The sequence below is a fragment of the Streptomyces sp. CA189 genome (assembly GCF_056428985.1).
In genome coordinates, this window is sequence record NZ_JBWJVM010000053.1 from 1 (window position 1) to 26,782 (window position 26,782).

Sequence of the window (26,782 nt, forward strand, 5' to 3'; positions counted from 1 at the left end):
GGCGGGGGATCGCGCGGGCGGAGGGATTCCGTAGCTGGCGCACCGTCCGGCCTGCGAGACTCGGAGCATGCGGACCGAACTCACCGATACGACATCCAGCAAGGTCAACCGGGCCCTGCTCGACGCGCGACGGGCCGTCGGGAGTCCCACGATGGGGCTCGTGCTGAACCTCCTCGTCGCCACGGACGAGGAGAACGCCTACGACGCCGTCCGCGCGGCCTCCGAGGCCTCGCGGGAGCACCCCTGCCGGATCATCGCGGTGATCAAGCGCACCGCGCGCGGCTCGCACCGGCTGCGGCAGAACCGGCTCGACGCCGAGCTGCGGGTCGGCTCCGACGCCGGGTCCGGGGAGATCGTGCTGCTCCGGCTGCACGGGACGCTCAACGAGCACGCGGGCTCCGTGGTGCTCCCGCTGCTGGTGCCGGACGCGCCCGTGGTGGCCTGGTGGCCCGCCGAGGCCCCGGCCGCGCCGGCCCGGGATCCGCTGGGCGCCCTCGCGCAGCGCCGGATCACGGACGCCGAGGCGGCCGCCGACCCGGTCGCCGCGCTCGACGGCCGGGGCGCCGCCTACGAGCCCGGGGACACCGATCTGGCCTGGACCCGGCTCACCCCGTGGCGGTCGCTGCTGGCCGCCGCCCTGGACCAGAAGCCGCTCCCGGTGACGGGCGCGGCCGTGGAGAGCGAGCCGGGCAACGCGAGCTCCGAGCTGCTGGCCCGCTGGCTGGAGGACCGGCTCGGCGTACCCGTGGAGCGGGTGGCGACCGAGGGCCCCGTCATCACCCGGGTCCGGCTGACGACCACGGGCGGGGAGATCCGCGTGGACCGCCCGGACGGGGTCCTGGCCACCCTGCTCCTTCCGGGCAGCCCCGACCGCAAGGTGGCGCTGAAGATCCGCAGCAGCGCCGAGCTCATAGCGGAGGAACTGCGACGGCTCGACGCCGACGAGATCTACGCTTCGGCGCTGCGCTTCAGGCGGCCGGCCCAGGCGTCGCTCTCCGCGTAGTGGTTGTCGTAGACGGGCTGGCTGTCGATGATGTCCTGCACCGTGGCCTCGCCGGCCCGGACCCGGCCCAGCAGCCGGTAGTAGTCGAAGCGGCCCATGCCGGGGGTGAAGCCGACGAAGACCTCCGCGGTGCTGTCCGCGGCCGGGGCGAAGGCGTGCTTCACGCCGGGCGGCACGGCGAGGAAGTCGCCCTTGGTCAGGGTGTGTATCTCGTCGCCGAGCAGGACGTCGAGCGTGCCGTCCGTGACGTGGAAGAACTCGGTCGCCTTGGTGTGGAAGTGCACCGGAGCACCCGCGGCGCCCGCCTCGAAGGTGGCCGTGTTGCACGTGAGCTCGGCGGTGTCCGTGAGCAGGGTGATCAGGCTGCCGGGGCCATCGGAGATGATCTCGGCAGTGGCGGCGCGTGTCAGGTTCTCAGTCATGATCACGAGCTTAGGGGCAGGGTCTGACAATGGGCGGGACACTCGCCCGAACCGTCAATTCCGTTTGGTGGCACCGCCGGTGGCCGCTTTCTCGGCCTTCGCGGCGGCCTTCGCCTCCTGCTTGTGCGCCCGTACCTTGGCCAGTGATTCCGGCCCGGTGATGTCGGCCGCCGACCGGTAGACGTTCGCCGGCCCGTACCCGCCGGCCGCCTCGCGCCAGCCGCGCGGCCGTACCCCGAACCGCTTGCCGAGCAGCGCCAGGAAGATCTGCGCCTTCTGCTCCCCGAAGCCCGGCAGCGCCCGCAGCCGCGCCAGGAGCTCGGTGCCGGTGTCCACATCGGTCCACACCGCCGACGCGTCCCCGTCGTAGTGCTCCACCAGGTACGCGCACAGCTGCTGCACCCGCTTCGCCATCGACCCCGGGTAGCGGTGCACGGCCGGCTTCTCGGAGAGCAGCGCGGCGAAGGCCTCCGGGTCGTGGGCGGCGATGGCGTGCGCGTCCAGGTCGTCGGAGCCGAGGCGCCGGGCGATCGTGTAGGGCCCCGAGAACGCCCATTCCATGGGGACCTGCTGGTCCAGCAGCATTCCGACCAGTGCGGCGAGCGGGCTGCGGCCGAGCAGCTCGTCGGCCTCCGGCTGCTGGGCGAGCCGGATGGTGACCCGGCCGGCGCCGGCGTCTGCGTTCTTGTCCATGTCCCCAGGGTCCCGCGCGGCGGTGCTCCCCGCGCGATTGTCGGACCCCGCGCCTAGCGTGAGTACCGAGACGGGTCACGTCGTACACGACACAGGAGTCGATCGATCATGGCTGAGTTCACGGAAGGCGCGCCCTGCTGGGCGGACGCGATGTTCTCCGATCTGGAGGGCGCGAAGACCTTCTACGCCGACGTGCTGGGCTGGACCTTCGGAGAGTCCAGCACCGAGTACGGCAACTACACGCAGGCCTACTCCGACGGCAAGGCCGTCGCGGCCATCGTGCCTCCGATGCCGGGGGCGGACGCCCCTTCCCAATGGTGTCTCTACCTCGCCTCGTCCGACGCCGCGGCCACGGCCGCGAAGATCAAGGCGGCCGGCGGCGAGCTCCTGATGGAGCCGATGCAGGTCGGCTCCTTCGGCACGATGGCCATCGCGAAGGAGCCGAGCGGCGCGGTCTTCGGCGTCTGGCAGCCGGGCGACCACAAGGGCTTCGAGAAGACGGGCGAGGCGGGTGCGTACTGCTGGGCGGAGTTCTTCTCGCGCGACGTGGCCAAGGCGGACGCGTTCCTCCCACAGGTCTTCCCGTACGAATCCCAGCAGATGGACGCCGGTGACGACCCGGAGATGGCCGGGATGGACTTCAAGGTCTTCAGCCTGGGCGGCCCGGAGAACCCGGTGCTGGGCCGGATGAACATGGGCACCGACTTCCCGCCGGAGATCCCCTCGTACGTCCAGGTCTACTTCGCCGTACCGGACTGCGACGAAGCGGTCGCGAAGACCCAGGCCCACGGCGGCACGCTGCACTTCGGCCCGATGGACAGCCCGTTCGGCCGCTTCGCGGCGGTGACGGACCCGCAGGGCGCGGCGTTCGCGCTGATCGACGTGACGAAGACGGTCGGCGAGATGCCGAAGTTCGCCTGACGGGCGGTGCGGGGGCCCCGCCCCCGCACCCTCGTGCGCCCTACGCGGCGTAGCCGAGGGCGAAGGCGGCGACGACCGGGGCCAGGTAGATCACCGGGAAGGGGACGTGGGCGTAGGCGCGGGCCCGGGCCACGGTGATCACGGCGCCGGTGTAGTAGAGGACCAGGCCGATCCCGGCGGCGATGCCGACGGCCGGGACGAGGAGGCCGGCCAGCAGGCCCAGCGCTCCGGCGGCCTTGGCCGCGCCGAGCGGGGTCCACCAGGCCTCGGGGACCCCGTACTGCCCCATGGCCTCCACGACCCAGGGGGCGCGGCGCAGGAGCGAGTAGCCCGAGAAGCCCGACATGGCGGCGGCGAGTACGGCGACGACGGTGGCGGCGATCTGCATGAGGGGCTCCTCGGTAGGCGGTGCGTCCGGCGGTGCGGACGGTGTTTTTTCTTCCTCACCGCACTGACCCGCGCCGCCGCACGGATGTGACAGGAACCCCGAAGATCTTTTTTCCACGCATAGGCCAGCCGCCCGGGTGGTTCCGGGTGGCGGATGAGACGGGTTGAACGCACGCCGGCGCACGGCCGCCTAGCGTCGATCTTGTGCGGTTCTCCCCGGGCCGTACGGAACCGTCTATTCAAGAGGTCGAACCACACATGAGCCTGAGCATCCGCAACCAGATCGCCGGCACCGTCACCTCCGTCACCTCGGGCGAGGCCATGACGACGGTCAAGGTCCGCCTGGAAGGCGGCCAGGACATCACCGCCGCGATCACCACCGACGCCGCCAAGGACCTCGGCCTCGCCGCGGGCTCCTCCGTCAAGGCGCTGGTCAAGGCCACCGAGGTGGCCCTGGCCACCGGCGCCGTCGACGGCATCTCCATCCGCAACCAGATCGCCGGCACCGTGGCCGACATCGCCACCGGCGGCGCCATGGCGTCCGTCAAGGTGGACGTGAACGGCGGTGGGCTGACCGCCGCCATCACCAAGGACGCCGTAGAGGCGCTCGGCCTGGCCGCCGGGTCCTCCGTCGTCGCACTGATCAAGTCGACCGAGATCTCCCTCGCGACGGTCTGAGGGCCGGGGCCGTCCTGCCCTACAGCCCCAGGCTCGGCGGCGACAGCGCGCCGAACCACACGTGCGTGACCGCGCTGACGTAGCGCGCCCCGCACCGGTCCGAAGGGACCACCAGCTGTGCACCCGCCTCGTCGAGGTCCTCCCCGTCGAGGCGGGTCGCCAGCAGCACCGGACTCGCGCCGAAGTCGTCGTCCAACTCGGCCCAGGACAGCATCGAATGATGCCCGTCCCCGCCGGTCACGGCGAGCAGGAAGCGCGCACGGTCCTTGCGGCGGCGGGCGTCGAAGGCCGGGCCGGCGTCCGAGACGACCTCCCGGAGCAACGGGCCCTCGAACACGTGGTGCTGCGGACCGTTCTTCGCGCAGTCGAACGTGACCGCGGCCCGGTGCTGTGCCCAGTCCCGCAGGTCCGCGACGCTGAGCGTCGCCGGGTGGTCCAGGTCTCCGTGCAGCATGAGTTTGGCCATGGGTCACTCATGCCCGGCATCACGGCCATCAGAACCTCATCTGCAAGGTTGGTGGCATGATCTGAGCCGCACCTGTGTGGGATTTGGTCCGTTCTGCCTGGCAGATCGCGATCGCACTGCGTTGTGCGGTAGGCCGCTGGGCGCCAGCCCGGCCGGGTTGACGGGCCTGATCGCCGGTTAGGCCGTTGACCGGGAGGTTTCGCGCCATGGATGATGATCGAACGCTTCTGCGGATCGCGTGCGCCCGACTGTCTCTTTGGGGGGGACAGGACTTTTACCAGTTGTGCGGCGCCGCACCCGCATTGACAGCGGACTACACGTCGCTTCTTCCTGAAGGAAAACTACTGGTGCGTTCCAACCGTGCGGCAGCCTCGCTGACCGCAGGCCTTGTCACTCTTCTCGGTGTTCCGGCGGCATTCGCCGCCGAGACTCCGACCGACCTCTATGTGCGAGTCGGTGCCAATTCGAACTGCTCCGACACCGGGACCGGTTCGCAGGCCGCTCCCTTCTGCTCGATCGCGGCGGCGGCCAAAGTGGTCCTGCCGGGCCAGACCGTGCGCATCGCGTCGGACCTGATCTACACCGATGCCGTCACCATCAACCGCTCGGGAGAGCCGGGCAAGCCGATCACCTTCGTCGTCGAGGGCGACGACGAGGGCACCGACCGTGCCGTCCTGGACCGGCGCCTGACCATCGACGGGGCCTCCCACGTGGTGGTCCGCGGGCTCGACACCACGAAGGGTGTCCGCGTCGAGAACTCCCACCACGTCACGCTGGAGAGCCTCCGGGCCGCGTACTTCGGCGAAGCGAACTCCCTCGCGATCGGCAAGGAGAGCACGGACGTAGCCGTCCGCTGGAGCCAGTTCCACGGTGTCCGCGTCGACGGCGGTGCCCAGCGCACCGTACTCGCCCGCAATACGGCCTACAGCTACAGGCAGTCGCCGATCCAGGTGGTGGACGCGCCCGGCACCGTCCTCACCAACAACACCGTGACCGGTTCCTGTGCGGCGGCCATCTCGGTCGGCGGCACCTCGACCGGCGCGTCGCTCACCAACAACCTGCTCTACACCGCGAACACCGGCGGGACGTGCACGTCCCCCGCCGATCAGCGGACCGGCATAGCGGTGGAGCAGGGCGCGACGCCCGGCACCCAGGTCGACTACAACCTGATCACGGGCAACACTTCCACCCCCCTGGTTCCCTACAGCTGGGCCGGCACCGGATACCCGACCGTGGCGGCGTTCAAGGCCGGCAGCGGTCAGGGTGCGCACGAGATCCTCCGCTCGACGGCCGAGGGCGTCGGTCTGGTCGAGGGCTCGCCCACGATCGACTCGGGCGATGCGACGGCGCCGGGAGCGCTGCCCGTCTCCCCCGGCGGCACGTCGATGGTGGACGACCCGAACGTGCCCAACACCGGCAAGGACGGCGGGTACATGGACCGCGGGTCCGCCGAGTTCCGGGAGCTCATGCGCGGCGTCACCCTGACGGTGGACGAGGTCTGGGCGCCGGTCGGCACGCCCGTGAAGGCTTCGGCCCAGGTGGACAGCCGGTGGCCCGTGGAGGTCACGTACCACTTCGACTTCGGCGACGGGACGGCCCCTGTCGTCACCGAGAAGACCACCGCCGAGCACACGTACGCCACGCCGGGCGACTACGTGGTGAAGGTGCGGGCGGTCAACGCCGCCGGCGAGGAGGTCTCCAAGGAGAGCGGGCCGGTCAAGGCCACCCCGGCCACCCCGCTGACCGCGGACTTCACGAGCGGGTCGGTTCTGCCGGACTCGACCAGCCCCAACGAGCGCGTCCGCCCGCTGACCGTCAAGATCGACCGCGTAGGCAGCGCGACTCCGTGGCCGATCCAGTCCATGACCGTGGACTGGGGCGACGGGTACACGAGCTACGGCGACCCCGCCGGCGTGGTCACGCACAAGTTCGGCGCACCTGGCGAGCGCAAGGTGACGATGACCCTCCAGGACTCCAAGGGTGGGAAGTCCACGGTCAGCAAGACCGTGAAGGTCGACTACGCCCCGTCCGGCTACACCGCCACCGAGCCGTTCCGCATCGAGGACACCCGGAAGGACAACGTGCCCATCGCGGGCGGTATCCGGAGGGGCGTGGTTCTGCCCGTCGGGACCAACATCCCGGGCCACTCGCTCTCGGGGGGCATGGCTTCCGTCGTCCTGAACGTGACCGTCACCGGCGCCACCGAGGACACCCACCTCACCGTCTGGCCCCAGGGACAGGACCGCCCGGCCACCTCGAACCTCAACGTCCGTGCGGGCGGCACCTCCTCCAACACCATCACGGTCCCCGTCGGCAGCCAGCCGATGCCCAGGGACCTCTGGGTCCAGCTGAACTCGGGCAAGGCCTCGCTGATCGTGGACTTCGTCGGCTACTACCAGCCCAACGCCGGCGACCGCTTCTCCCCGCTGACCCCGACCCGCGTCCTGGACACCCGTACGACCGGCGGTGCGCTGGGCGGCGGTAAGACCCGCACGGTGAAGGTCGCGGGGGTCAACGGCATCCCGGCCGACGCCAAGGCCGTCGCGCTGAACCTGACCGGCACGGGCGCGACGCAGCCCGCGCACGTGATCGCCTACCCGAACCCGGCGAAGCGCCCGACCACCTCGAACCTGAACGTGGAGCCGGGCAAGGACAAGTCCAACCAGGCGATCGTCCCGGTCGGCCCCGACGGCACGATCACCCTGTTCACGAACAGCGGCTCGACGCACCTGGTCCTGGACGCGGTGGGCTACTACGGCAAGGACGGCAAGGCGCTCTTCACCCCGGTCGTCCCGAGCCGCCTGGCCGACACCCGTACGACCGGCAAGGTCGCCCCCGGCGCCACGACCACGGTTCCCGGCCTGCCGGCGAACGCCCTGGGCGCGGTCCTGAACGTGACGGCGACGGACACGACCGGTCCGGGCTTCCTGACGGCGTACGCCTTCGGCGGCAAGCTCCCGGGCGCCAGCAGCCTGAACACCCTGCCGGGCACCACCGTCCCGAACCACGTCACCACCCCGATCGGGACCGGCGGCAAGGTCAGCATCTTCAACAGCTACGGCGGCCCCAACCACGTGATCACCGACCTGCTCGGCTACTTCACGCAGGGCTAGACCGCGGCGCGGACCGATTCCAGTGGGGCAGCTCCGGCGGAGCTGCCCCACTGGCGTGTCAGGGCCGGCCGCCGGCCTCGTGGATCTTCTGCCAGACCATGTCCCGGGTCACCGGCAGCTCCGTGAAGCGGATCCCCGTCGCGTCCCGCAGCGCGTTGGCGAAGGCGGGGCCCACCGGGTTGAAGGGGCTCTCGGACATGGACTTGGCGCCGAGCGGGCCGATCGCGTCCGAGGTCTCCATGAAGTGGACCTCGGTGCGCGGGACGTCCGCGTACTGCGGGAGGCGGTAGCGGCGGAAGGCGGCCGTGGTGACCTCGCCGCGCTCGTTCACCCGTACGGTCTCGAAGAGGGTGGCGCCCAGGGCCTGGGCCACGCCGCCCTCGACCTGGCCGCGGCACTGCATCGGGTTCATGACCTTGCCCGCGTCGGCCGCGTGGACGCTGCGCAGGATCTTCATCTCACCCGTGCCGGGGTCCACCGCGAGGCGGAACCACTGGGCGTTGAAGGCCACCGAGCGCGGGGAGCCGCCCCAGTGGCCGTCGGCGGCGACCTCGTCGAGGCTGCCCGCGTCGTGCGCGGCCTCGTACAGCTCCTTGAGGGTGAGGACGCGGCCCGCGCAGTCGAAGGCCTCGGCCCCGAGCGTGCACAGGTGCCGGGCCACGCCCGTGTGGCGGGCGGCGAAGCTCTTGAGGCGCTCGGCGAGGGAGTCGGCGGCCAGCATGACCGCCTTGCCCGCCACCACCGTGCCGGCCGAGCCGAAGGCCCCGGTGTCGTGCCGGACCACGTCCGTGTCCGACTGGCGGACCGTGATCCGGTCGACCGTGGTGTTCAGGGCGCCCGCGGTGATCTGCTTGTGGACGGTGGTGGTGCCGTTGCCGAACTCGGCCGTGCCCACCGCGATGTCGTACGTCCCGTCCCGCAGCAGGCCGACCCGGGCGTCGGCGTAGTGGCCGCCGGGCGGGCCGGTCGCGATCATCGCGACCGCCGTGCCCGTGCCGGTGAGCCAGCCCTCGGGCACCTCCTCGTGACTGCGGTCCTCGGCGACGGCCCTGCGGACGACGTCCATGCACTGCTTCATCCCGTACGAGGCGATGAAGAGGTCCTCCTCGTGCCCGATCGGGGTCACCATGGGGTCGCCGGGCCCGATGACGTTCTTCTCGCGCAGGACGAGCGGGTCCATGCCGAGCCGGACGGCGAGCTCGTCCATCGCCGATTCGAGGGCGAAGAGGACCTGGCCCAGGCCGTAGCCGCGGAAGGCTCCCGCGGGCACGCCGTTGGTGTAGACGGAGTAGGCCTCGACCTCCTTGTTCGGGGCCTTGTAGACCGCGAAGGACTCGCCGACGCTGTGGAACATCACCGCCGGGCCGTGGTTTCCGTAGGCGCCGGTGTTGGAGACGACCCGGATGCGCAGGGCGGTGAGGGTGCCGTCGGCCCTGGCGCCGATCTTGACGGTGATCTTGAAGGGGTGGCGGGTGGTGGCCCCGTAGAACTGCTCGGCCCGGGTGAATTCGAGTTTCACCGGGCGCCGCAGCTTCAGGGCGGCGAGGACCACGATGTCCTCGGTGAGCATCTCCTGCTTGCCGCCGAACCCGCCGCCCACCCGGCCCGCGACGACACGGACCTCGTCCTCGCCCAGGTCGTAGAGGGCGCACAGCGCCCGCCGGGTCAGGAACGGCGCCTGGGTGGAGGACCGGACGGTGATGCGCTCGCCCGGGGAGCCGTCTTCCTTGGGCTCGAAGTACGCGACGCTGCCGTGGGTCTCCAGGCTGGCGTGCTGCACGCGCTGGGTCTGGAAGGTCTCCTCGTAGACGACGTCCGCCTCCGCGTACCCCCGCCCCATGTCGCCGAGGGTGTTGTGGACCTCGCCGCACACGTTGTTCCCGGCGCGGAAGATCCCCGACTCGGGGCCCTTGGGGTGGAGGACGGGGGCGCCCGGGAGCATGGCCTCCTCCGGGTCGACGACGTACGGCAGTTCCTCGTACGTGACCACCACGCGGCGGCACCCCTCCTCGGCCGCCTGCTCGCTGTCGGCGACGACGGCCGCCACGCGCTGGCCGACGAAGCGGACCACGTCGTCCAGGACCCGGGTGTCCATCGGGTCCTCGGTCGGGTGCTCGTGACGGGCACTCGAATAGAGCCGGTCAGGCGCGTCGTGGTGAGTGAAGACCGCGTGGACCCCGGGGACTTGGAGCGCGTCGGCCGTGTCGATGGAGACGATGCGGGCGTGCGGGTGCGGGGAGCGCAGCAGCTTCATGTGGAGCAGGCCGGGAACGGCGACGTCGAAGGTGTAGCGGGCGGTTCCGGTGACGACCTGGGGTCCGGCGGGGGCGCCGGGGCTCTTGCCGACGGCCTGGCCCGCCTCGGGGGTTTCGACGTGCCGCACGCCGCGTACGGCGTCCTCGATGGCGCGGTAGCCCGTACAGCGGCAGATGTTGCCCTTGAAGGCGCGGGGCAGGTCGTCGAGCTTGCCGTCGTCGTGGGCGGTGCCCCGCTCGGCCTGGAGGGCGGAGGTGGTCATGAGGAAACCGGCGGTGCAGAAGCCGCACTGGAAGCCCTGGGCGTCGAGGAACCGCTGCTGGACGGGGTGGAGTTCGCCGCCGGGCGGGCACAGCCCCTCGACGGTGGTGACGGAGCGGCCCTCGGCGCGCACGGCCGGATAGAGGCAGCTGTGGACGGGCTGCCCGTCCACGTGGACCGTGCACGCGCCGCAGTCGCCCTGGTCGCAGCCCTTCTTCACGCCGAACCAGCCGCGCTCGCGGAGGTAGGTGCGCAGGCACTGGCCGGAGCGGGGCTCCTCGGTGAAACGCTGCTCGTTGATGTCGATCTCGTAGCTGCCGCTGCTCATCGCAGCGCCTCCGGGGTGTCGTCGCCCGCCAGTTCGCGGCGGACCTCCTCCGCCAGGCGCAGGCCCATGTGGCGCCGCCAGGCGGGCAGTCCGTGGATGTCGTCGAACCACTCGTCGGGCCGGACGGTGTCGTCGATCGCCCGGCGGAGCGCGGACGCCGTGGGCGGCAGCGCGAACCAGAAGCGGAAGGGGCGGGTGGTGGCGGCCGAGACCGTCACGGCGAGGGAGCCGTCCCGGGGGTCGTGGGCGCCGATGACGAGGGCGCCGGAGCGGCCGAGACCGTAGAGGGAGGCCTGCCGGAAGGCCGTACGGGAGTCCAGGGCGCGGGCGGGCAGCCGCACCGAGCGCAGCAGCTCGCCCTCGCGCAGGTCCTTGACGCCGGCTCCGCGGACGAAGTCGGTGACGGGCAGGCGCCGGGTGGAGCCGTCCTGGCCCTGGAGGAGGACGGTGCCGTCGAGGGCGGCGGAGAGGGAGACCATCGGGCCGGCGGGGAGGGCGTTGCAGAGGTTGCCGCCGACGGTCGCCATGTTCCAGATCTTGAAGCTGGCGAGGAAGGCCCGGCAGCACTGTTCGAAGAGCGGCGCGGCCGCGGCGGGCAGGGTTCGGCCGAAGCGGGACAGCTCGGTGATGGTGCAGGTGGCGGCGATGTCTAGGGAGCCGTCGGGCTGCCAGGACAGGGGCGGCCAGCCCATCCGGGAGAGGTCGACGAGACGGCGGAGGTGGGGCTGGGGCTCGGAGAAGAGGTACGTGCCGCCGCCGAGCCAGGCGTCACCCGGACGCCAGGGTTCGCGGCGGCGGGCGTCGCGTACGTCGAGCACCGTGTTGAGATCCATTTCCCGCCATCCCTTCCGTCGTCATCTGGTCGTTCTTCGTCGACCGGTTCAGTGAAACAACGGGCCGGGGGCGGGGACGACTGGTCCCCGGCACGGAAAAACACGAAGGCCGCCCGGGTGTCCCTGGTGAATCATCCAAGAGGCTGTTCGAATGCTTGCCCTTGCATTTACCATGGCAACCCGCCTATTCACCTCGCGATTGTGGGCTGTCACCCGCCGCAAGGAGTCCCTGCCATGCACGTCCTCGACCTGCTCCAGTCCGACAACCTCGGCCTCACCTTGCTGTGGGGCGAGGAGTCCCTTCTCGGCCAGGAGGTCAGCGGGGTGACGGCCACCGACCTGGAGGACCCGGGCCGGTTCCTGGGTCCCGGCGAGCTCGTGCTCAGCGGCCTCGTGTGGTGGCGTCCGGGAGCCGCGGCCGCCGCCAGGACCGACCGCTTCGTGGCGGCCCTCGCCGACGCGGGAGCGCGGGCGCTGCTGGCGGGCGAGGAGACCCACGGAGGTGTGCCCGAGGAGCTCGTCACCGCCTGCCGGGCCCACCGGATGCCGCTGGTGGCGGTGCCCGCGCGGACCAGCTTCCGGGGCGTCACCGAAGCGGTCTACCTGCGCCAGTGGGGCGACCTCAGCCGGCGCCCGACCCGGCACTTCGCGCTCCCCGAGAACGTGCGCAGCGAGCTCAGCCGGCTCCTGGAGGGCGGGGCCGGGCCGGCGGAGCTGCTGGACCGGGCGTGCGCGCACCTGGGCCGGCTGCCCTGCTACCTGCTGACCGCGAGCGGCCGCACGGTGGCCCGTACCCCGTCCGCGCCCGTGATCCCGGCGCAGCGGGCCGCGTCCGCCGCGAAGGGCGGGGTCTCGCTGGGCGTCGAGGCCGAGAGCTCACCGTACGACGCCTGGCTGCTGCACGTCCCGGACGCGGACGCGGCGCCGCCGCGGGTGCTCCACGAGATCGCCGAGGTCTTCGCGCAGTACCGCGACGGCCGGGCGCGCCGGGTGGCCGCGCGACGGGCCGCCGGGCGGGAGCTGCTCGCCCTGGTGGCGGCGGAGGCCGAAGCGGACCTCCTCGGCGCCGCCCTCCAGGCGGCCGGGCTGCCCGCGGGCGGCCCGTACCGGGTGGTGGCGGCGACCGACGGGGAGGCGCTGGCGGAGGCACTGGGGCACCTGGAGGGAGCCCGCTGGGCGGCGGGCCCCGGCGGGGCGGTGCTGTACGAGGGCCGGGACGGCGGCGTCGCCGGGGCCGCCGGGGCCGCCGGGGCCGGGGCAGGCGGCGGCGCGGCCGGGGACACCGCCGAGCTCACCGACCGGCTGCGCGCCGTGTGGCCGCTGCTCCGGGCCTGCGCCGACCCGGGGGCCGACCTGCGGCTCGGCGTGGGCGCGCGGGTGGCTTCGGCCGACGGGCTGCGCGCGTCCCTGGGCCAGGCGCGCTTCGCGCTGACGGCGGCTGACGCGGTGGTCGCGGTCCGCGGGGTCGACCAGTTGGACACCCTGACCGAACTGCTCTCCGGGGTCCCGCCGGAGGTGCGCGGGGTGTTCGGGGCGCGGACGCTGGGCTCGCTCGGGGACGGGATGCTGCGCGAAACCCTGGAGGTGTTCCTCGCGAACAACTGCTCCTGGACGCGTACGGCGGAGGCGCTGCACCTGCACGTGAACACGGTCCACTACCGGATCGAGCGGGTGGAGGCCCTGACCGGCCGCGACCTCTCGCGACTCGACCACAAACTGGACCTGTACGCGGCGCTGCGCTGCTAGGCCCCGGGGGCTAGAAGGCCAGGTCGATGTGCATGTCCGTGGACTTCACCCGGGCCGTCACGGTGACCCCGACCGCGATGCCGAGCTCCTCGACCGACTCCCGGGTCACCACGGAGACCAGGCGGTACGGGCCCGACTGGACCTCCACCTGGGCCGCGACCTCGTCGAGCCGCACGGCGGTGACGATCCCCGCGAAGGAGTTGCGCACGGAGGTGGCGGCGGCCGTCGCCGGAACCGGATGCAGACCGGCGGCCCGCTCCTTGGCGAAGGCGGCGAGGGCCACGCCGTCGATGCTCCGCACCCCGTCGGGGGACCGGCGCTCGGGCAGCCGTCCCCCGTCGGCCCAGCGGCGGACGGTCTCGGGGCTCACGCACAGCAGGCCGGCAGCCTGCCCGATGGAGTACGACGGCACGCCCGCAGCCTAGGGCCTGCCCGGCTCCGGCCGGGCCCGTATCCCCGGGCTCCCCGGGCTCCCCGAGAGGCGGGGAAGATTCCCGGCAAGGCTCGCGAAGGGGGTAAAAGCGGCAGTTGGCGTAGCGTCGTAGGTGCGACCAGGAATTGGCCGCGGCATGTGAAAGAAGGGTGCCGCCGATGTCCGTCCCGCCTGCCCAGCCCGACCAGCCCGACCAGCCCGACCAGTCCGACCAGGCCGCCCCGTCCACGCCGCCCGCGCCCCCCGTCCTCGTCGGGTTCGACGGGTCCTCCCGGAGTCTCGCCGCCGCCCGGTGGGCCGCCCGTGAGGCCGTGGCGGCCGGGGTGCCGCTCCGGCTGCTCCACGTGGGCCAGGCCTGGCCGACCATCCAGCCGATATCGGTGGAGTTCCAGCCCGTCCTCGGCGCGAGCGAGCACGTGGCGAGGACCGCGCTGACGGCCCTGGTCGAGGAACTCCGCGCCACCCACCAGGGCCTGACCGTCGAGGCGGCCACCGCCGAGGGCGGACCGGGCAACGAGATACCGCGGGAGGCCGCCCAGTTGCACGCCGGGCTGATCGTGCTCGGCGCGAGCGGCGAGGACCGCCACGTCGTTCCGCGGCTCGGCTCCACCGCGCTGCACGTTGCGGGGCGCGCCGAGGTCCCGGTCGTCCTGATACGAGAGCCCGCCGAGCGCGCGCCGCACGGACACGGGGTGGTCGTCGGGGTGGACCCGGCGGGCGACCACGCCGCGGTACTCGACTTCGCGTACGCCTGGGCGGCCAAGCACGCGCTGCCGCTCCGCGCGGTGCACGCCGTGACCACGGGCCCGGCGGCCCCGGAGCCGCTCGAAGCGGTGGTGACCGCGGCCGGCGCGCGCTACCCGCGGGTCCCGGCCGAGTGCGTGACCCGCCCCGGCACCCCGGCGGAGGTCCTGCTCGACGAGTCCGCGCGGGCCGACCTCCTGGTCGTGGGCCGGCGCCACCACCGCCCCCTCCACGGCATGGGCCCCACGGACCACGCGGTGGCCCACCACGCCCACAGCCCCGTGGCCCTGATCCCACACGGCTAGGCCACCCGCTACCCGGGAGCCGGCACCCGGGAGCCGCTACCCGGGAGCCGGGCCGCGCACGAACCCGAGATCTGACTCCGAGACCCGTTCCCGGGGGCCGGCCGAGCGGAGCACCACATCGAGGACATGGCCCGGATCGGCGGCGTAACAGTTCGAGAACCACGCCATGTTGGCCTCCACGACCAACGCGGTGCCGTCGGCGAAGCCGACGTCGACGGTCACCGCACTCGGCAGGGTGTCACCCGCCACCGCGAGCAGCCGGGACGCGAAGGCGCGTACCTCGGCGGCCCGGGGATCCTCGTCCAGCGGGGCGGAGTCCAGCCGGCCGTGGACGGCGTAGCGGCTCCCGGCGGCGATCTCCCCGTCCAGGAGGAACAGCCGGTACTCGGTGGCGAAGTCCACGACCCCGGAGATCAGCACCGGGGTGTCGGGCGGAAGCCCGGGCAGCGCGGCGCCGTCCGCGTACACGGCGGCCGGGAAGGACTTCTCGCGCGGCGGCTTCACGAAGGCCGGCCCCCGCAGCGCCTCCCGCGCCTCGCCCAGGCTGGTCAGCCGGATCCCGCGTCCGGTGGCCCACTCCGGCAGCCCGGCCAGCCAGTCGTCCGGCGGCTCCAGCAGCCCGATCCCGAGCGCCCCGGCCACCCGCGCCCCGGCCGCGGGCCCACCGCACCAGTACACGCCCCGCCCGGCCAGCCCCCCGACCCCGGCGTCGAGCCCCCGCACCTCCATCCCCCGCCGCGCGGCCACCTCACCGAGCAGCCCGGCCGTCGTGGTCCGCTGGCCGGGCACCAGGAACACCGCGTCGTCCATACGGCCGCTCACCGCCGGTCGGTCCCCTTGTCCTCAATGAGGTCGAGGTCGAAGGCGACGTCGGCGAGCAGCTCGTCGTCGAGCTCGCTGACGGTCCGGCTCACGAGCCACCTCCTTCGCTGTCGGCGCGGATGCGGCCGACGTCTCCGAGTGTGTCTCCCGCGCTGCCGTGGCGAAAGCCCTCACCGCCGCAGCAGCACGATCACCGACCCCCACATCGTCAGCAGTACGTTGCCCAAGGCGTACGGCACCGTCGTCCCCAGGGCCGGGATCTGGCTGCGGGCGCGTTCCGTCAGGGCGCCGAGGGCGGCCGTCGTGGTCTGGGCTCCGGCCAGGGCGCCGAGCAGGATCGGGAGGGGGAGCCGCTGCACGAAGTGCCCGTAGGCGAATCCGGCCAGCAGCGGCACGCTCGTCACGGCCGCGCCCCAGAGCAGCAGCGGCCAGCCGGCCTCGCGCAGGCCCGGGGCGAAGCTCGGGCCGGCGTTGAGGCCGACGACCGTCACGAACACGCACAGGCCGAGCGTGCCCATCAGCCACTGCGCCGCCGACGGCAGGTTCCCGTACGTGGGGTACTTGCTCCGGATCCAGCCGAAGACCAGCCCCATCAGCAGCGCCCCGGTGGAGGTGGACAGGGACAGCGGCGCGCCGGCCGCGTGCAGCGCCGGGATGCCCAGGCAGCCGCCGAGGAACAGCCCGAGCGCGATCCACACCATGTCCGTGGCGAAGCTGGTCGGCACCGGCTTGCCCAGCGCCGCCGCGGCCGCCTCCACCCGGCTGCGCGGCCCCGTGAGGACCAGGGTGTCGCCCCGCTCCACGGTGGTGTCGAGCCGGACCCGCAGGTCGGCGCCGGCCCGCCAGTGCTCGTCGACGAAGACGCCCGGCATGAACTCCTCGTGGCGCAGGGTGCGGATGGTGCGCCCGCTGAGGTTCCGGTCGGTGATGACCACGTGCAGGGACTCGGTGCGGTAGGCGAGCAGCTCGAAGTCGTCCGTCTCCATCCCGATGTGCGTCCGCGCGTCGTACGCGACGAGGTCGCCGCGGACCGCGCTGACGGCCAGGACGTCCCCGATCTCGACGCGGGTGTCCGCGGTGTGCTCCAGGATCTCCCCGCCGCGGCGCAGCCGGGTGATGTAGAGCCGCCGCCCGGCGGCCTTCTGCTCCGCCTCGAACTCCCCGATCGTGCGCCCGGCGAAGGCCGCCACGTCGACGGCGTACGCGCGCAGCACGTGCTTGTAGTAGCCCTCCCCGGCGTCGGGGTCGTCCTCGGCGGCCTCCAGGTCGGCGGCGAGCACGGCGCTCTCGGCCGCCAGGTCCCGGCGCAGGAGGCGGGGCAGGAAGCCGGCGAGGAGCAGCGCGGGCAGGACCGTGCCGAGGGGGTACGTGACCGCGTAGGCGACGGCGATCAGATGCGACTGGTCCCGCGCCTCGTCCGCGCCGACGCCGGGCAGGTGGGCGATGGCGTCGGAGCCGACGCCGATGACGGCGGACTGGGTGAGGCCGCCGCCGAGCAGACCGGCGGAGAGGCCGGGCCCGTAACCGGCGAGGGTGGCGAAGGCCCAGGCGGAGGCGAGTCCGGTGACGCAGACGATGAGGGCGAGGACGACCTGGGGAAGGCCGTCCTTGCGCAGGGCGCGGAAGAACTGCGGGCCGACGTCGTAGCCGAGGGCGAAGAGGAACATGAGGAAGAAGACGGACTTGATCGGACCGTCGATCTCGACCTTGGCCTGGGAGCCGATGACCAGGCCGGCGACGAGGCATCCGGTGACGGCGCCGAGGGCGATGGACTTGTACCGGACGCGGCCGAGCAGGAAGCCGACGGCGATGGTCAGGAAGATCAGCAGCTCGGGATAGGGCTGGAAGATCTCCGTCCTGAGCCAGTCCATCCACGCCACCCGCCACTCACCCGCTTCCCGCGCGCCGGCTTCGCCCGCCGGCGCCCGCTAGCGGTGCCGCCCGCGCGACCTCCTCGGCCGTCTCGGGAAACGGTATGTGCCGGTATGTCCGACCGCACCTCAGCGGAGTCAGCAGGTTCAGCGGGCGACCCGCTCGGCGAGGTACTGCTCCCAGGTGCGCCTGCCGAGCGCGTGGCCGGGGGCGGTCAGGTGGCCGGCGCGCCAGGCGGCCCCGATCTTGCCGGGAATGCGGACGGGGAGGACGGCGCGGTGCTTGCCGGCGGCGCGCAGCCAGTCCTTGGCGAGGCCGGCGGCCGGGTACACGGTCGGGCCGGCGAAGTCGGGCACCCGGCCGGCCGGCTCGCCCAGGGCCAGCTCGACCAGCCGGTCCGCCACCTCGCCCGCGTCGGCCGGCTGGCAGTCGGTGCCGGACGGCACGAGGAGAACGGGAAGCTTGGACAGGGCCCCGAGGGCGAGGTCGAGCAGCGCGGGGAACTGGGTGGCCCGCAGGTTGGTCCAGCCGATCCCCGAGGCGGCGAGCACCTGCTCACCCTCCAGCTTGACCCGGAAGTACGGGTAGGGGATCCGGTCGACGCCGACGATCGAGATGTTGACGACGTGCTCGACGCCGGCCCGCTTCCCGGCGTCCAGCAGGTGCCGCAAGCCCGGGACGTCGTTCTTGAAGTGCCGGATGTCGCTCGCGCAGTGGATGACCGTACGGACGCCCGCGAGCGCCTCGTCGAGTCCGGCGCCGCTGGTCAGGTCGCCGGTGTACCAGTCCACGCCGGCGTCGTCCGGCAGCGCGGTCCTGCGCGTGAGCGCGCGGACCGGGCGGCCGGTGCGGCGGACCCGCTCCAGGACCTCGCGGCCGAGCATGCCCGTCGCTCCGGTCACCATGATCGTGTCGTTCTTCATCAGTCTCGGCCTTCCGAATCCCTCGTCGCTCTCGCCGTCACTGATGAAGAACCGGCGGGTCGGGCGTTCTGTGACAACTCTCGGAGCTGAGTCGCGAGGAAGGCGAGTTTGTCCGGGTTCAGGACGAGCCGGATGCCGGTGATCCCGCTCTCGCCGAGCTCCAGCGCCCCGAACGCGGTCAGCTCGCCGTCCGCCCAGCTGACCACCGCCGGAACGCCGTTCGCCTCGGCGAACCCGATCTGCGCGCCGTTGACCCACCGGGAGAAGAGGCCGACCAGGAAACGGGCCGCGTTGTCCCGCCCGGCCACCGGCCGGCTCGACGCGCTCGCCTTGCCGCCGCCGTCCGACCAGACGACCACCTGCTCGGCGAGGAGCTCCTCCAGCCGGTCCATCGCGCCCTCGGACGCGGCGGCCAGGAACCGGGCGAGCAGCTCGTCGTCCTGCTCCCGCGAGGCGGTGAACCGCGGCCGGCCGTCGGCCAGGTGCTGCTTGGCCCGGCGGTAGAGCTGGCGCGCGTTCGCCTCCGAGCAGTCGAGTACGCCCGCGATGTCCCGGTGGCTGTAGTCGAATGCGTCGCGCAGCACCACGGAGGCCCGCTCGGGTGCCGACAGCCGCTCCATCATCGTCAGCACGGCGAACGACACCGAGTCCCGCTGCTCCGCCGTCTCCATCGGCCCCAGCGTCCCGGCGCCGGTCCCCACCGGCTCCGGGATCCAGGGCCCGAAGTACTCCTCGCGCCGCACCCGGGCGGAGGTGAGCCGGTTCAGGCACAGGTTGGTGACCACCTTGGCCAGCCACGGGCCGGGCGCGGCCACCTGGCCGGGCTCGACTCCGTGCCAGCGCAGGTACGCGTCCTGCACGGCGTCCTCGGCCTCGGCCGCCGAGCCGAGCATCCGGTACGCCAGCGAGAACAGCCGTGGCCGGTGGTTCTCGAATTCCTGTCCCGTGTCCATGACCTCACGCTAGTGCGGGGCCCCGCTCCCCTCCGCCATGCTCCCCTCCGCCCCGCTCCGCCCCGTGAGCAGGTCGAGCACCTGTCGCGGTGTCCAGTGCCCGGCCGCGCCCGGGCAGGCGCACAGGTACTCGGCGATCTCCTGCTCTTGCCACGGTCCCGACTCCAGCAGGCCGCCCGCCAGGTACCGCAGGTACGCGGCGGACGGCATGAGCGGCTCCACGTCCCGGAGGGACCACGGAGCGGTGAGCGTCAGCACGGGGATGCCGTCGACCGTCCCCGGGCAGATCAAGGTCTCGTAGCGGCCGCCGCCCGACTCGTCGCGGCCGTCGCGCAGCACCTTGGCGAGGTCGAGGTCCTTCCCCGGTTCCCGGTACATCTCCTGCGCGGCGATGTCCGAGATCTGGCCGACGGTCACGAGGTGGGCGCGCCCCAGCAGGCGACCGGGCGCCGACGGGTCGTAGAAGCCCCTGCCCCCCGTCCACACCGGGGACTCGGTGGCGAAGTAGAGGCATCCGTCGAGCTGGACGGCGATCGACCGCTCCGGCGCCCGGCGGTCCCGGCAGCCGGGATGGGAGCGCGTCGCGCCGGGCGGCGTCCCACCGGCGATGTAGGCGGCCAGCCGGTCCATGTGCATGTTGGAGCCGTACGAGGCGTACCAGACCCGGCCGTGGCTCCTCGGCGACTCGACGCCGAACGGAACCGCGGTGTGGACGACCATGCTGTTCCTCGCCTGTGGGAAGGGGAGCCGGCATCAGTTCGTCAGTATGTGAGGAGAGACGCGAAGAGCCCCGCTGCAAGCAGCGGGGCTCTTCGCTTATTGCCCGGTGAGAGCAATGGCGGAGGATACGAGATTCGAACTCGTGAGGGGTTGCCCCCAACACGCTTTTCAAATGTTCGTACGCCCGTCCGGCGGAGGCCGTACCGGTCCTGACCTGGGCCGGAAGCTGACCCAGAGGGTTCGCCGGATGGCCCTGGACGGGTACGAATGAGACCGGAACTGAGACCGGTCTCGGGTCCCGAAGCCAGCTCAGGGATCCGTACCGTGGCGGACCACGACGTCAGCCGAGAAGCGGCGCCTCACCGGCCTACTGGGGCATGACGCCGTGGATGCGGGAGAGCGTGAAGACGCGGTCGGCTTCACGCAGGTGACACCAGGCTTCCAGGTAGGGCGGGTCGAGTTCCAGGCTGCTCAGGGTGCGTACGGTGCGACTGCCCGAGGTCGCGACGTACTCGACCGTGATGGCGGTGCCGGCGTCGATGGCTTGGGCGAGCTGGCGGACATCGCCGTACGACAGGTGCTGCGCGTATCCGGCGACGATTTCCTCGGTGTCCGTCCCGAAGGGGACTCCGCTGCCGAAGGGGTCGGGTTGCGGCGCGGTCGGTGGTGCGGCCAGCAGCCGGACAGCCAGATCATCAATGTCGGCCCCGCCCGGGACCTTCGACGTGCGGATGGCGCTTCGGGTGCCGCGCTTGTCGCCGGTCTGCCGAGGGGCTGGAACAGGAGCGGCCGCCCGCTGGGGCCGGACCTTCTCGACGCGTACGGTTCCCCCGGCCGTTTCGGCGACGGGGGCGTAGCCCTCGGCGCGGAGCGTTGCGAGGGTAGTGTCGAGCGAGCTACGACTGACCAGAACAGTCGGGGCGAGCCGGCGCAGGCCGAGCTTGGAGAGCCCCCGGTGGGCGGCGAGTTCGGCCAGGAGCGCCGGCTCCTCGCCGTGGAGGACGCAGGCGGCCGGGGCGATGCGCACGCGTCCGTGGCCCCGCGCGGTGTCGGCGATGAGATAGGACAGCGGTTGGGGCAGGGGCCCGGCTGTGATGGCGGCCAGATCGGCTGCGATGTCCCCCGGGGCGCGGCCGGCGTCCAGGGCCCGTCGGATGCTGGCGGAGCTGAACCGCCACACCGAGGCCGTGCCACTGGTTTCCCGGTCAGCGGTGGCATCGAGGACCACGGCGACCCGCGCGGCCGGTGTGCCGGCGACGACGGCGGTGAGGTCGCCGCCGATCCGGGCGGTTTCGGCGGCCGGGGGCAACAGTCGTCGGCAGGTGGCGGTCAGGCCTTCCTCGTCGTAGGTGAGCAGATGGGCGCCCAGAGCCGACAGGGCGCCTCGGGCGATCACTCCGAACATTTCGGCCTCGCGGATCACCGTGGCGAACGGGGTGATGTCCGTAGGTGAGGTGTCGGCGAGCGGGCGGTGCCAGGCCACCGCCGGTCCGAGATCGGAAGCGTTCTTCACCCCCTGACCGGCCGGGAGCTGTGCCGCTGCGGCAAACAGCCCGTGGCGGGCCTGGCGGCAGCCGTTACAGGGCGGTGCTCCCGCGAGGGCAGGTAGCGCCTTGTTGTCCTCGTCGCGCGCCCGGGTGGAGGTGAGCGGCAGTTCGCGCCATGCCTGGAGCAGCGTGGCAAGCCGCTCTGCGGGCTCCTGTTCCGCCCAGACGTCGTATGCCTCGGTCGGTGCCACGCGGTCGCCGACCCTGGCCAGCAGCCCGGCCGTGTACGCGGCCTCCAGGGTGATGCGGACCACGGCATCGTCGGCATGGGCGGCCTTGCCGATTCGGGCCAGCTCACGCGCGCCGATCCCACCGGACTTGAGTCTGGCGGGCGGAGCCGAGGAACAGGCCGAGAGGACCGAGGCGGCCTGGGTCAACAACGCCGCGGCCGAGGCTGCGGCCTCCCGCTCCACCTCGGCGGGGGTGATGGACACCAGCTGAGGGGACGGTGGAAGCGGGGCGAAGGGGGCGTGCCAAGTGGGCCCGCGCAACGCCAGCGCGACTTCGACGGGCATACGCGCGGGACCGTATCGGCGGCGATCTTGGATCAGGAGGCCCCGGTCGAGCGCCCATCGCGCCCCCGGTTCGAGGACGGGGCCAGGGGTCCCGAACACGATGGCCTGCGGCTGCCTCGGCGCAGGCCCTGCCCGGTGGGTCAGCAGCTTCTGTGTGACCGCGGGCGCTCGTGCCACCACTTCGGCAATGACCTCGGGGTCGCTGTGGTGCGCGACGAGCGCCGCCATACGCTGCTGCTTGGTGCCGGGCGGCTTGATGCCCAGCGCCACCAACATGCCGCGCAGCTCGTCGGAGGTCATGTCCGCCAGCAGCTCCGCAAGCGGTGCGTCCAGCCCGAGCGGCGCGTCCCACGCCTGCTGCAACGGTGCCGCCGTGTGGAGCCTTCCGTTGTGGTCCGGCCAGACCAGCGCGTGCCCGGCCAGAGTCTCCAGGACCGCTTCCAGTGCGAGGCCGGCCTCGCTTGCCGTCGCTCCCAGCAGCTTCGCCAGGGCCTCGCGCGACGCGGTCGTCCCGAGCGCCGCCACGGCCTCGGCCACCTGCAAGTCGGGCAGGGTGAGCAGGGGCAGCGCGAGTGCCACCGACCCCGGCCGCTGAAGGCGGTCCGCCAGCTCCCCCACCGAGCGGGGCTCCGGAGGGGACGTGGTGTCGTTCCGTGTCGCGAGCACGCGTGCCAGGCGCGGGCCGTCGAGACCGCTCAGCCAGGCTGTCAGCGTTGATCCGGACGCCATGGAAACCTCTCCTCCGGCCAGGAAACGGGCCGTGGCCGGACCTCGGCCAGTCCGGCACCGGGCTCAAGGATGGCCCATCCGGTGGGTGTGGACGTCTCGCAAGGCGAAAGATCCCCGCCCACGGGTGACCTCGAGCCGCGGACGCGCCCTGCCCACCCTGACGCCGGGCGGGTTCGGCAGGCTGACAGGTCCTCCACCGAGCGCGGTCCGGGGCGGAGGCGTCCTCCCGATTGGCGGCATTCGACAGGTGCGCTCTGCCCGCGGCAGCGTGAGGTCCTCGGCCGCAGGTGGACCATGCCGACCTCGCGCCAAAAGGCCTGACGGTCCGACGGAACCGGAGTCGGCCCCGCTACGCGCACGGCTGCGTCAACCGCTGTGGGGCGCAGTTACTCGCTGTCGCAGGCGGACTACGGCTGCCGGACACAGTCGACGGCGACTCGGCGGATGTGTTCCGTCACAGCTCGGATTCGGGTTGTTCTCGGCCCTCTCCAGGGTGGTCCGGCCTAGGGTGGTCTTCAGGCATGGGCCCGTGGACCACAGCGTGGAGGAGCCGATCATGAGCACTGCCCCGAATCTGCCGCTCCCGCCGCGCAGACCCGAGGAGCCTCATCCGCTCCGGACGATCCGGGAGATCCGGGAGTCTCTGACCGAGCAGCAGCTCGGGCACTTCGATGCCGAGCTTGCCGACACCGACATCGATGCCCTGCCCGACATGCTTCACCGCTGGGCGACCCTGGGCAGCGACGGGTTTCTCGAACGGCTCGCGGCGGCCCCCTTCGAGGGCCTGGAGTTCGGGCAGCGGTCCTACGACGACGAGGCGGATGGCGAGTGATCTATCTGCTCGACACCAATGTGGTCGCCGAGATCACCACCCGGCCGAAGCCTGCCCCGGCCGTCGTCGCCTGGGCTCGGTCGGTTCCAGCTCCTGCCCTCTACCTGAGCGTCATCACGATCGCGGAGATCGAAGCGGGCATTGAGGGAACACCTGATCCGGTGCGGCGTACCGCTTTCGAGCTGGCGCTCATGGAAATCCGTGATCAGTACCGCGACCGGATCGCCGCCGTTGGAGAGCGGGAGGCACTCGCCTACCTCGCTCTTCACCGGAGGCTCAAGAGTGCCGGGACCAGCATCGATCCCCCCGATGCGCTGATCGCTGCCACCGCCCTGGCGAACGGCTGGACGCTGGTGAGCCGGAACATCAAGCATCTGGCGCGATCAGGCGCACTCCTGCTGAACCCATGGGAGCACGAGGGATAGGCCATCGAGGCCGGATCTGGTGGATCGCCCGGTTATGCGGCAAATAAATGAGACTGGAACTGAGACCACGGAACGCAAAGAGCCCCACCGCAAGCGGTGGGGCTCTTCGACGTATTGCCCGGTGAGAGCAATGGCGGAGGATACGAGATTCGAACTCGTGAGGGGTTGCCCCCAACACGCTTTCCAAGCGTGCGCCCTAGGCCACTAGGCGAATCCTCCGCGGCAAACAATACAAGACGTTGAGGGGTGCTCGCGAACGTGATCGCCGGGCGGGCCCGGGCCGGGGTCCAGGTCGGGGTCGGGTGGAGCTCCGGCCGGGGTCCGGCTCGATTCCGGGGCCCTCCATCCGCTAGGGTGGGGCCAGCCCCTCACGTGGCGCTATCTCACCCAACTCCCCCAGGGCCGGAAGGCAGCAAGGGTAAGTGGGCTCTGGCGGGTGCGTGGGGGGCGCTTTGCGTTCCGGGACGGGTCGGGCCGGCCGGGCCGCTCAGCCGCATCACGTCGGACCTCGGGGGACCCGCGTCGTGTCGGACCGCGTCGGATCGCGGGGGACCACGGCGGGCCGGGCGGGTCCGCGGGCCGCCGTTGTCGGTGGGCCCGGATAACCTCGTAGACGTGTCGTCCCTTGCGCTGTACCGCCGCTACCGCCCCGAGTCGTTCGCCGAGGTCATCGGGCAGGAGCATGTCACTGACCCGCTGATGCAGGCCCTGCGCAACAACCGGGTCAATCACGCGTACCTGTTCAGCGGGCCGCGAGGCTGTGGCAAGACCACCAGCGCGCGCATCCTCGCCCGCTGCCTGAACTGTGAGCAGGGCCCCACGCCCACCCCCTGCGGGGAGTGCCAGTCCTGCAAGGACCTCGCGCGCAACGGGCCGGGGTCCATCGACGTCATCGAGATCGACGCGGCCTCGCACGGTGGTGTGGACGACGCCCGTGACCTGCGCGAGAAGGCCTTCTTCGGGCCCGCCTCCAGCCGGTACAAGATCTACATCATCGACGAGGCGCACATGGTCACCCCGGCGGGCTTCAACGCCCTGCTGAAGGTGGTCGAGGAGCCGCCGGAGCACCTCAAGTTCATCTTTGCCACGACCGAGCCCGAGAAGGTCATCGGGACCATCCGGTCCCGGACGCACCACTACCCCTTCCGGCTCGTGCCCCCCGGCACCCTGCGGGACTACCTCGGCGAGGTCTGCGGCCGCGAGGGCGCCCACGTCGAGGAGGGCGTGCTGCCGCTCGTCGTGCGCGCCGGCGCCGGCTCCGTCCGTGACTCCATGTCCGTCATGGACCAGCTCCTGGCCGGCGCCACCGAGTCGGGTGTGACGTACGCCATGGCCACCTCGCTCCTCGGGTACACCGACGGGACCCTCCTCGACGCCGTCGTGGACGCGTTCGCCGCCGGGGACGGGGCCGCCGCCTTCGAGATCGTCGACCGGGTGGTGGAGGGCGGCAACGACCCGCGCCGCTTCGTCGCCGACCTGCTGGAGCGGCTGCGCGACCTGGTGATCCTGGCCGCCGTGCCCGACGCCCGGGAGAAGGGGCTCATCGACGCCCCCGCCGACGTGGTCGAGCGGATGCAGGCCCAGGCCTCCGTCTTCGGGGCCGCCGAGCTGTCCCGGGCCGCCGACCTGGTCAACACGGGGCTCACGGAGATGCGCGGGGCCACCTCGCCCCGGCTGCAGCTGGAGCTGATCTGCGCCCGCGTGCTGCTCCCCGCCGCCTTCGACGACGAGCGTTCCGTGCAGGCGCGGCTCGACCGGCTGGAGCGCGGCGGTGCGGCCTCCGCCGCCGCTGCCTTCGCCCCGGCCCCCGCCATGGGCTACGTACCCGGGCCGGAGGCCCACGCCATGGCCCCGGCGACCGTACGGCCCCCCGCGCAGCCGGCTCCGGCGCACCAGGCCCCCGCTCCGGTGCATCAGGCTCCCGCTCCGGCCCCGGTGGCTCCGCCCGAGCCGGTGGCCCCCGCGGCTCCCGCGGCTCCGGCGGCGCCCGCCACCGCACCCGGAGCCTGGCCCGGCGCCGCGCAGCCCGGCGGCGGCGCCCCCGGTGCCTGGCCCGGCGCGGCCACTCCCGGCGCCCCCGCGGCCCCGGCTCCGGCCCCCGCCCCGGCCGCCGCCCCCGCCGCGGGTGCCTGGCCCGGCGCGGCCACCCCCGGCGCCCCGGCAGCCCCCGCGGCTCCCCCGGCGGCCCCCGCCCAGGCCTCCGCTCCGGCGGCGCCCGCCGCCCCGGGACCCGGTATGGCCGCCGGCGCCGGGCAGATCCAGGCGATGTGGCCGGCCGTCCTGGAGGCCGTGAAGAACCGCCGCCGCTTCACCTGGATCCTGCTCAGCCAGAACGCCCAGGTCGCCGGCTTCGACGGCACCACCCTCCAGCTCGGCTTCCCCAACGCCGGAGCCCGCGACAACTTCGCGAGCAGCGGCAGCGAGGACGTCCTCAAGGCGGTGCTCGCCGAGCAGTTCCAGGTCACCTGGAAGATCGAGGCCGTCGTCGGCGGGGGCGCCCAGCCCATGGCCCCCGTGTCCGCGTCCTCCTACGGCGCTCCGCCCGCGCCCGCCTACAACCAGCCGCCGGCCCAGCAGGCCCCGCAGCAGCCCCAGCAGTCGCAGCAGCCCCAGCAGTCGTACCAGCAGCAGCCGCAGCAGTCCCAGCAGCCGCAGCAGTCGTACCAGCAGCAGTCCCAGCAGCACCAGCCGCCCACCCATCAGGCGCCCCCGCCGGTCGCCCCCGAGGACGACGTCGCGGAGGCCGACGACCCGGACCTCGTCGACACCGCACTGAGCGGGCACGACCTGATCGTGCGCGAGCTCGGCGCCACCGTTGTAGAGGAATATACGAACGACTAGGGGGTCCGACTTGG

At 72.6% G+C, this 26,782-nt stretch carries 22 protein-coding genes, 1 tRNA gene and 1 other RNA gene; 10 read left to right on the forward strand and 14 right to left on the reverse strand.

Annotation, left to right across the window (positions count from 1 at the left end; translation table 11 throughout):
* The first annotated feature begins 67 nt into the window (after positions 1-67).
* Positions 68-1,003: a glucose-6-phosphate dehydrogenase assembly protein OpcA gene (gene opcA, locus AC061S_RS30220; RefSeq protein WP_478689066.1), complete on the forward strand. Its 936-nt coding sequence runs from the start codon at positions 68-70 to the stop codon at positions 1,001-1,003.
* Here opcA and AC061S_RS30225 read toward each other — a convergent pair.
* Positions 949-1,425: a cupin domain-containing protein gene (locus AC061S_RS30225; RefSeq protein WP_327253689.1), complete on the reverse strand. Its 477-nt coding sequence runs from the start codon at positions 1,423-1,425 to the stop codon at positions 949-951. The genes opcA and AC061S_RS30225 overlap by 55 nt on opposite strands.
* A 54-nt stretch (positions 1,426-1,479) precedes the next feature.
* A complete protein-coding gene (locus AC061S_RS30230) occupies positions 1,480-2,118 on the reverse strand; it encodes an HhH-GPD-type base excision DNA repair protein (protein WP_478689067.1) in 639 nt (212 codons plus the stop codon).
* Positions 2,119-2,226: 108 nt separating this feature from the next.
* Here AC061S_RS30230 and AC061S_RS30235 point away from each other — a divergent pair, with 108 nt between their 5' ends.
* Complete coding sequence (locus tag AC061S_RS30235; protein WP_478689068.1) at positions 2,227-3,039, forward strand: VOC family protein; 813 nt, start codon at positions 2,227-2,229, stop codon at positions 3,037-3,039.
* Between the two features lie 40 nt (positions 3,040-3,079).
* Here the strand turns inward: AC061S_RS30235 and AC061S_RS30240 are convergent, their stop codons facing one another.
* Positions 3,080-3,427 (reverse strand): DoxX family protein, encoded by a 348-nt coding sequence (locus AC061S_RS30240; protein WP_478689069.1) that lies wholly within the window; start codon positions 3,425-3,427, stop codon positions 3,080-3,082.
* Between the two features lie 257 nt (positions 3,428-3,684).
* On the opposite strand from AC061S_RS30240, the gene AC061S_RS30245 reads away from it, so the two are divergent.
* Positions 3,685-4,104, forward strand: a complete 420-nt coding sequence (locus AC061S_RS30245; protein ID WP_243341847.1) for a TOBE domain-containing protein — start codon at positions 3,685-3,687, stop codon at positions 4,102-4,104.
* A 19-nt stretch (positions 4,105-4,123) separates the two neighbouring features.
* On the opposite strand, the gene AC061S_RS30250 is transcribed toward AC061S_RS30245, so the two are convergent.
* Positions 4,124-4,570, reverse strand: coding sequence for a molybdopterin-dependent oxidoreductase (locus tag AC061S_RS30250; RefSeq protein WP_478689070.1), 447 nt, complete (start codon positions 4,568-4,570; stop codon positions 4,124-4,126).
* Between the two features lie 347 nt (positions 4,571-4,917).
* On the opposite strand from AC061S_RS30250, the gene AC061S_RS30255 reads away from it, so the two are divergent.
* A complete protein-coding gene (locus AC061S_RS30255) occupies positions 4,918-7,683 on the forward strand; it encodes a PKD domain-containing protein (RefSeq protein ID WP_478689071.1) in 2,766 nt (921 codons plus the stop codon).
* Between the two features lie 58 nt (positions 7,684-7,741).
* Here AC061S_RS30255 and AC061S_RS30260 read toward each other — a convergent pair whose 3' ends face one another.
* Together AC061S_RS30260 and AC061S_RS30265 are read right to left on the reverse strand one after the other, a co-directional pair.
* The gene (locus AC061S_RS30260) at positions 7,742-10,528 is read right to left on the reverse strand and encodes a molybdopterin-dependent oxidoreductase (RefSeq protein ID WP_478689072.1); all 2,787 of its coding nucleotides are present in this window, start codon (positions 10,526-10,528) and stop codon (positions 7,742-7,744) included.
* Complete coding sequence (locus tag AC061S_RS30265; RefSeq protein ID WP_478689073.1) at positions 10,525-11,361, reverse strand: FAD binding domain-containing protein; 837 nt, start codon at positions 11,359-11,361, stop codon at positions 10,525-10,527. Before AC061S_RS30265 ends, AC061S_RS30260 begins: the two co-directional genes overlap by 4 nt.
* A gap of 234 nt (positions 11,362-11,595) precedes the next feature.
* On the opposite strand from AC061S_RS30265, the gene AC061S_RS30270 reads away from it, so the two are divergent.
* A complete protein-coding gene (locus AC061S_RS30270) occupies positions 11,596-13,107 on the forward strand; it encodes a helix-turn-helix domain-containing protein (RefSeq protein ID WP_478689074.1) in 1,512 nt (503 codons plus the stop codon).
* Between the two features lie 10 nt (positions 13,108-13,117).
* Here AC061S_RS30270 and AC061S_RS30275 read toward each other — a convergent pair whose 3' ends face one another.
* On the reverse strand, positions 13,118-13,519 hold the full coding sequence (locus AC061S_RS30275) for a TOBE domain-containing protein (RefSeq protein ID WP_478689075.1): 402 nt from the start codon (positions 13,517-13,519) through the stop codon (positions 13,118-13,120).
* A gap of 179 nt (positions 13,520-13,698) precedes the next feature.
* On the opposite strand from AC061S_RS30275, the gene AC061S_RS30280 reads away from it, so the two are divergent.
* Complete coding sequence (locus tag AC061S_RS30280) at positions 13,699-14,589, forward strand: universal stress protein (protein ID WP_478689076.1); 891 nt, start codon at positions 13,699-13,701, stop codon at positions 14,587-14,589.
* A gap of 36 nt (positions 14,590-14,625) precedes the next feature.
* Here the strand turns inward: AC061S_RS30280 and AC061S_RS30285 are convergent, their stop codons facing one another.
* The 6 genes from AC061S_RS30285 to AC061S_RS30310 form a co-directional block, all read right to left on the reverse strand.
* The gene (locus AC061S_RS30285) at positions 14,626-15,399 is read right to left on the reverse strand and encodes an ATP-grasp domain-containing protein (protein WP_478689106.1); all 774 of its coding nucleotides are present in this window, start codon (positions 15,397-15,399) and stop codon (positions 14,626-14,628) included.
* 182 nt (positions 15,400-15,581) lie between these two features.
* Positions 15,582-17,282, reverse strand: coding sequence for an aspartate:alanine exchanger family transporter (locus AC061S_RS30290; RefSeq protein ID WP_478689077.1), 1,701 nt, complete (start codon positions 17,280-17,282; stop codon positions 15,582-15,584).
* Between the two features lie 147 nt (positions 17,283-17,429).
* Positions 17,430-18,206: an SDR family oxidoreductase gene (locus AC061S_RS30295; protein WP_478689078.1), complete on the reverse strand. Its 777-nt coding sequence runs from the start codon at positions 18,204-18,206 to the stop codon at positions 17,430-17,432.
* A complete protein-coding gene (locus AC061S_RS30300; RefSeq protein ID WP_478689079.1) occupies positions 18,206-19,159 on the reverse strand; it encodes an RNA polymerase sigma-70 factor in 954 nt (317 codons plus the stop codon). Before AC061S_RS30300 ends, AC061S_RS30295 begins: the two co-directional genes overlap by 1 nt.
* Before the next feature lie 9 nt (positions 19,160-19,168).
* Entirely contained in the window at positions 19,169-19,879 is a 711-nt protein-coding gene (locus AC061S_RS30305) for a histone deacetylase (protein ID WP_478689080.1), read from the reverse strand.
* Between the two features lie 367 nt (positions 19,880-20,246).
* Positions 20,247-22,670, reverse strand: coding sequence for a helicase-associated domain-containing protein (locus tag AC061S_RS30310; RefSeq protein ID WP_478689081.1), 2,424 nt, complete (start codon positions 22,668-22,670; stop codon positions 20,247-20,249).
* Between the two features lie 556 nt (positions 22,671-23,226).
* On the opposite strand from AC061S_RS30310, the gene AC061S_RS30315 reads away from it, so the two are divergent.
* Together AC061S_RS30315 and AC061S_RS30320 are read left to right on the forward strand one after the other, a co-directional pair.
* Positions 23,227-23,502, forward strand: a complete 276-nt coding sequence (locus AC061S_RS30315; protein ID WP_478689082.1) for a hypothetical protein — start codon at positions 23,227-23,229, stop codon at positions 23,500-23,502.
* Positions 23,499-23,927, forward strand: a complete 429-nt coding sequence (locus tag AC061S_RS30320) for a PIN domain-containing protein (protein WP_478689083.1) — start codon at positions 23,499-23,501, stop codon at positions 23,925-23,927. The genes AC061S_RS30315 and AC061S_RS30320 overlap by 4 nt, the downstream gene beginning before the upstream one ends.
* A 131-nt stretch (positions 23,928-24,058) precedes the next feature.
* Here AC061S_RS30320 and AC061S_RS30325 read toward each other — a convergent pair.
* Positions 24,059-24,146, reverse strand: a tRNA-Ser gene (locus AC061S_RS30325).
* Between the two features lie 140 nt (positions 24,147-24,286).
* Between AC061S_RS30325 and ffs the strand changes: the two genes are divergently transcribed.
* Both ffs and AC061S_RS30335 read left to right on the forward strand, forming a co-directional pair.
* Positions 24,287-24,385: signal recognition particle sRNA small type (ffs, locus tag AC061S_RS30330), an RNA gene on the forward strand.
* A gap of 157 nt (positions 24,386-24,542) precedes the next feature.
* On the forward strand, positions 24,543-26,768 hold the full coding sequence (locus tag AC061S_RS30335) for a DNA polymerase III subunit gamma and tau (protein ID WP_478689084.1): 2,226 nt from the start codon (positions 24,543-24,545) through the stop codon (positions 26,766-26,768).
* Positions 26,769-26,782: the final 14 nt, after the last annotated feature.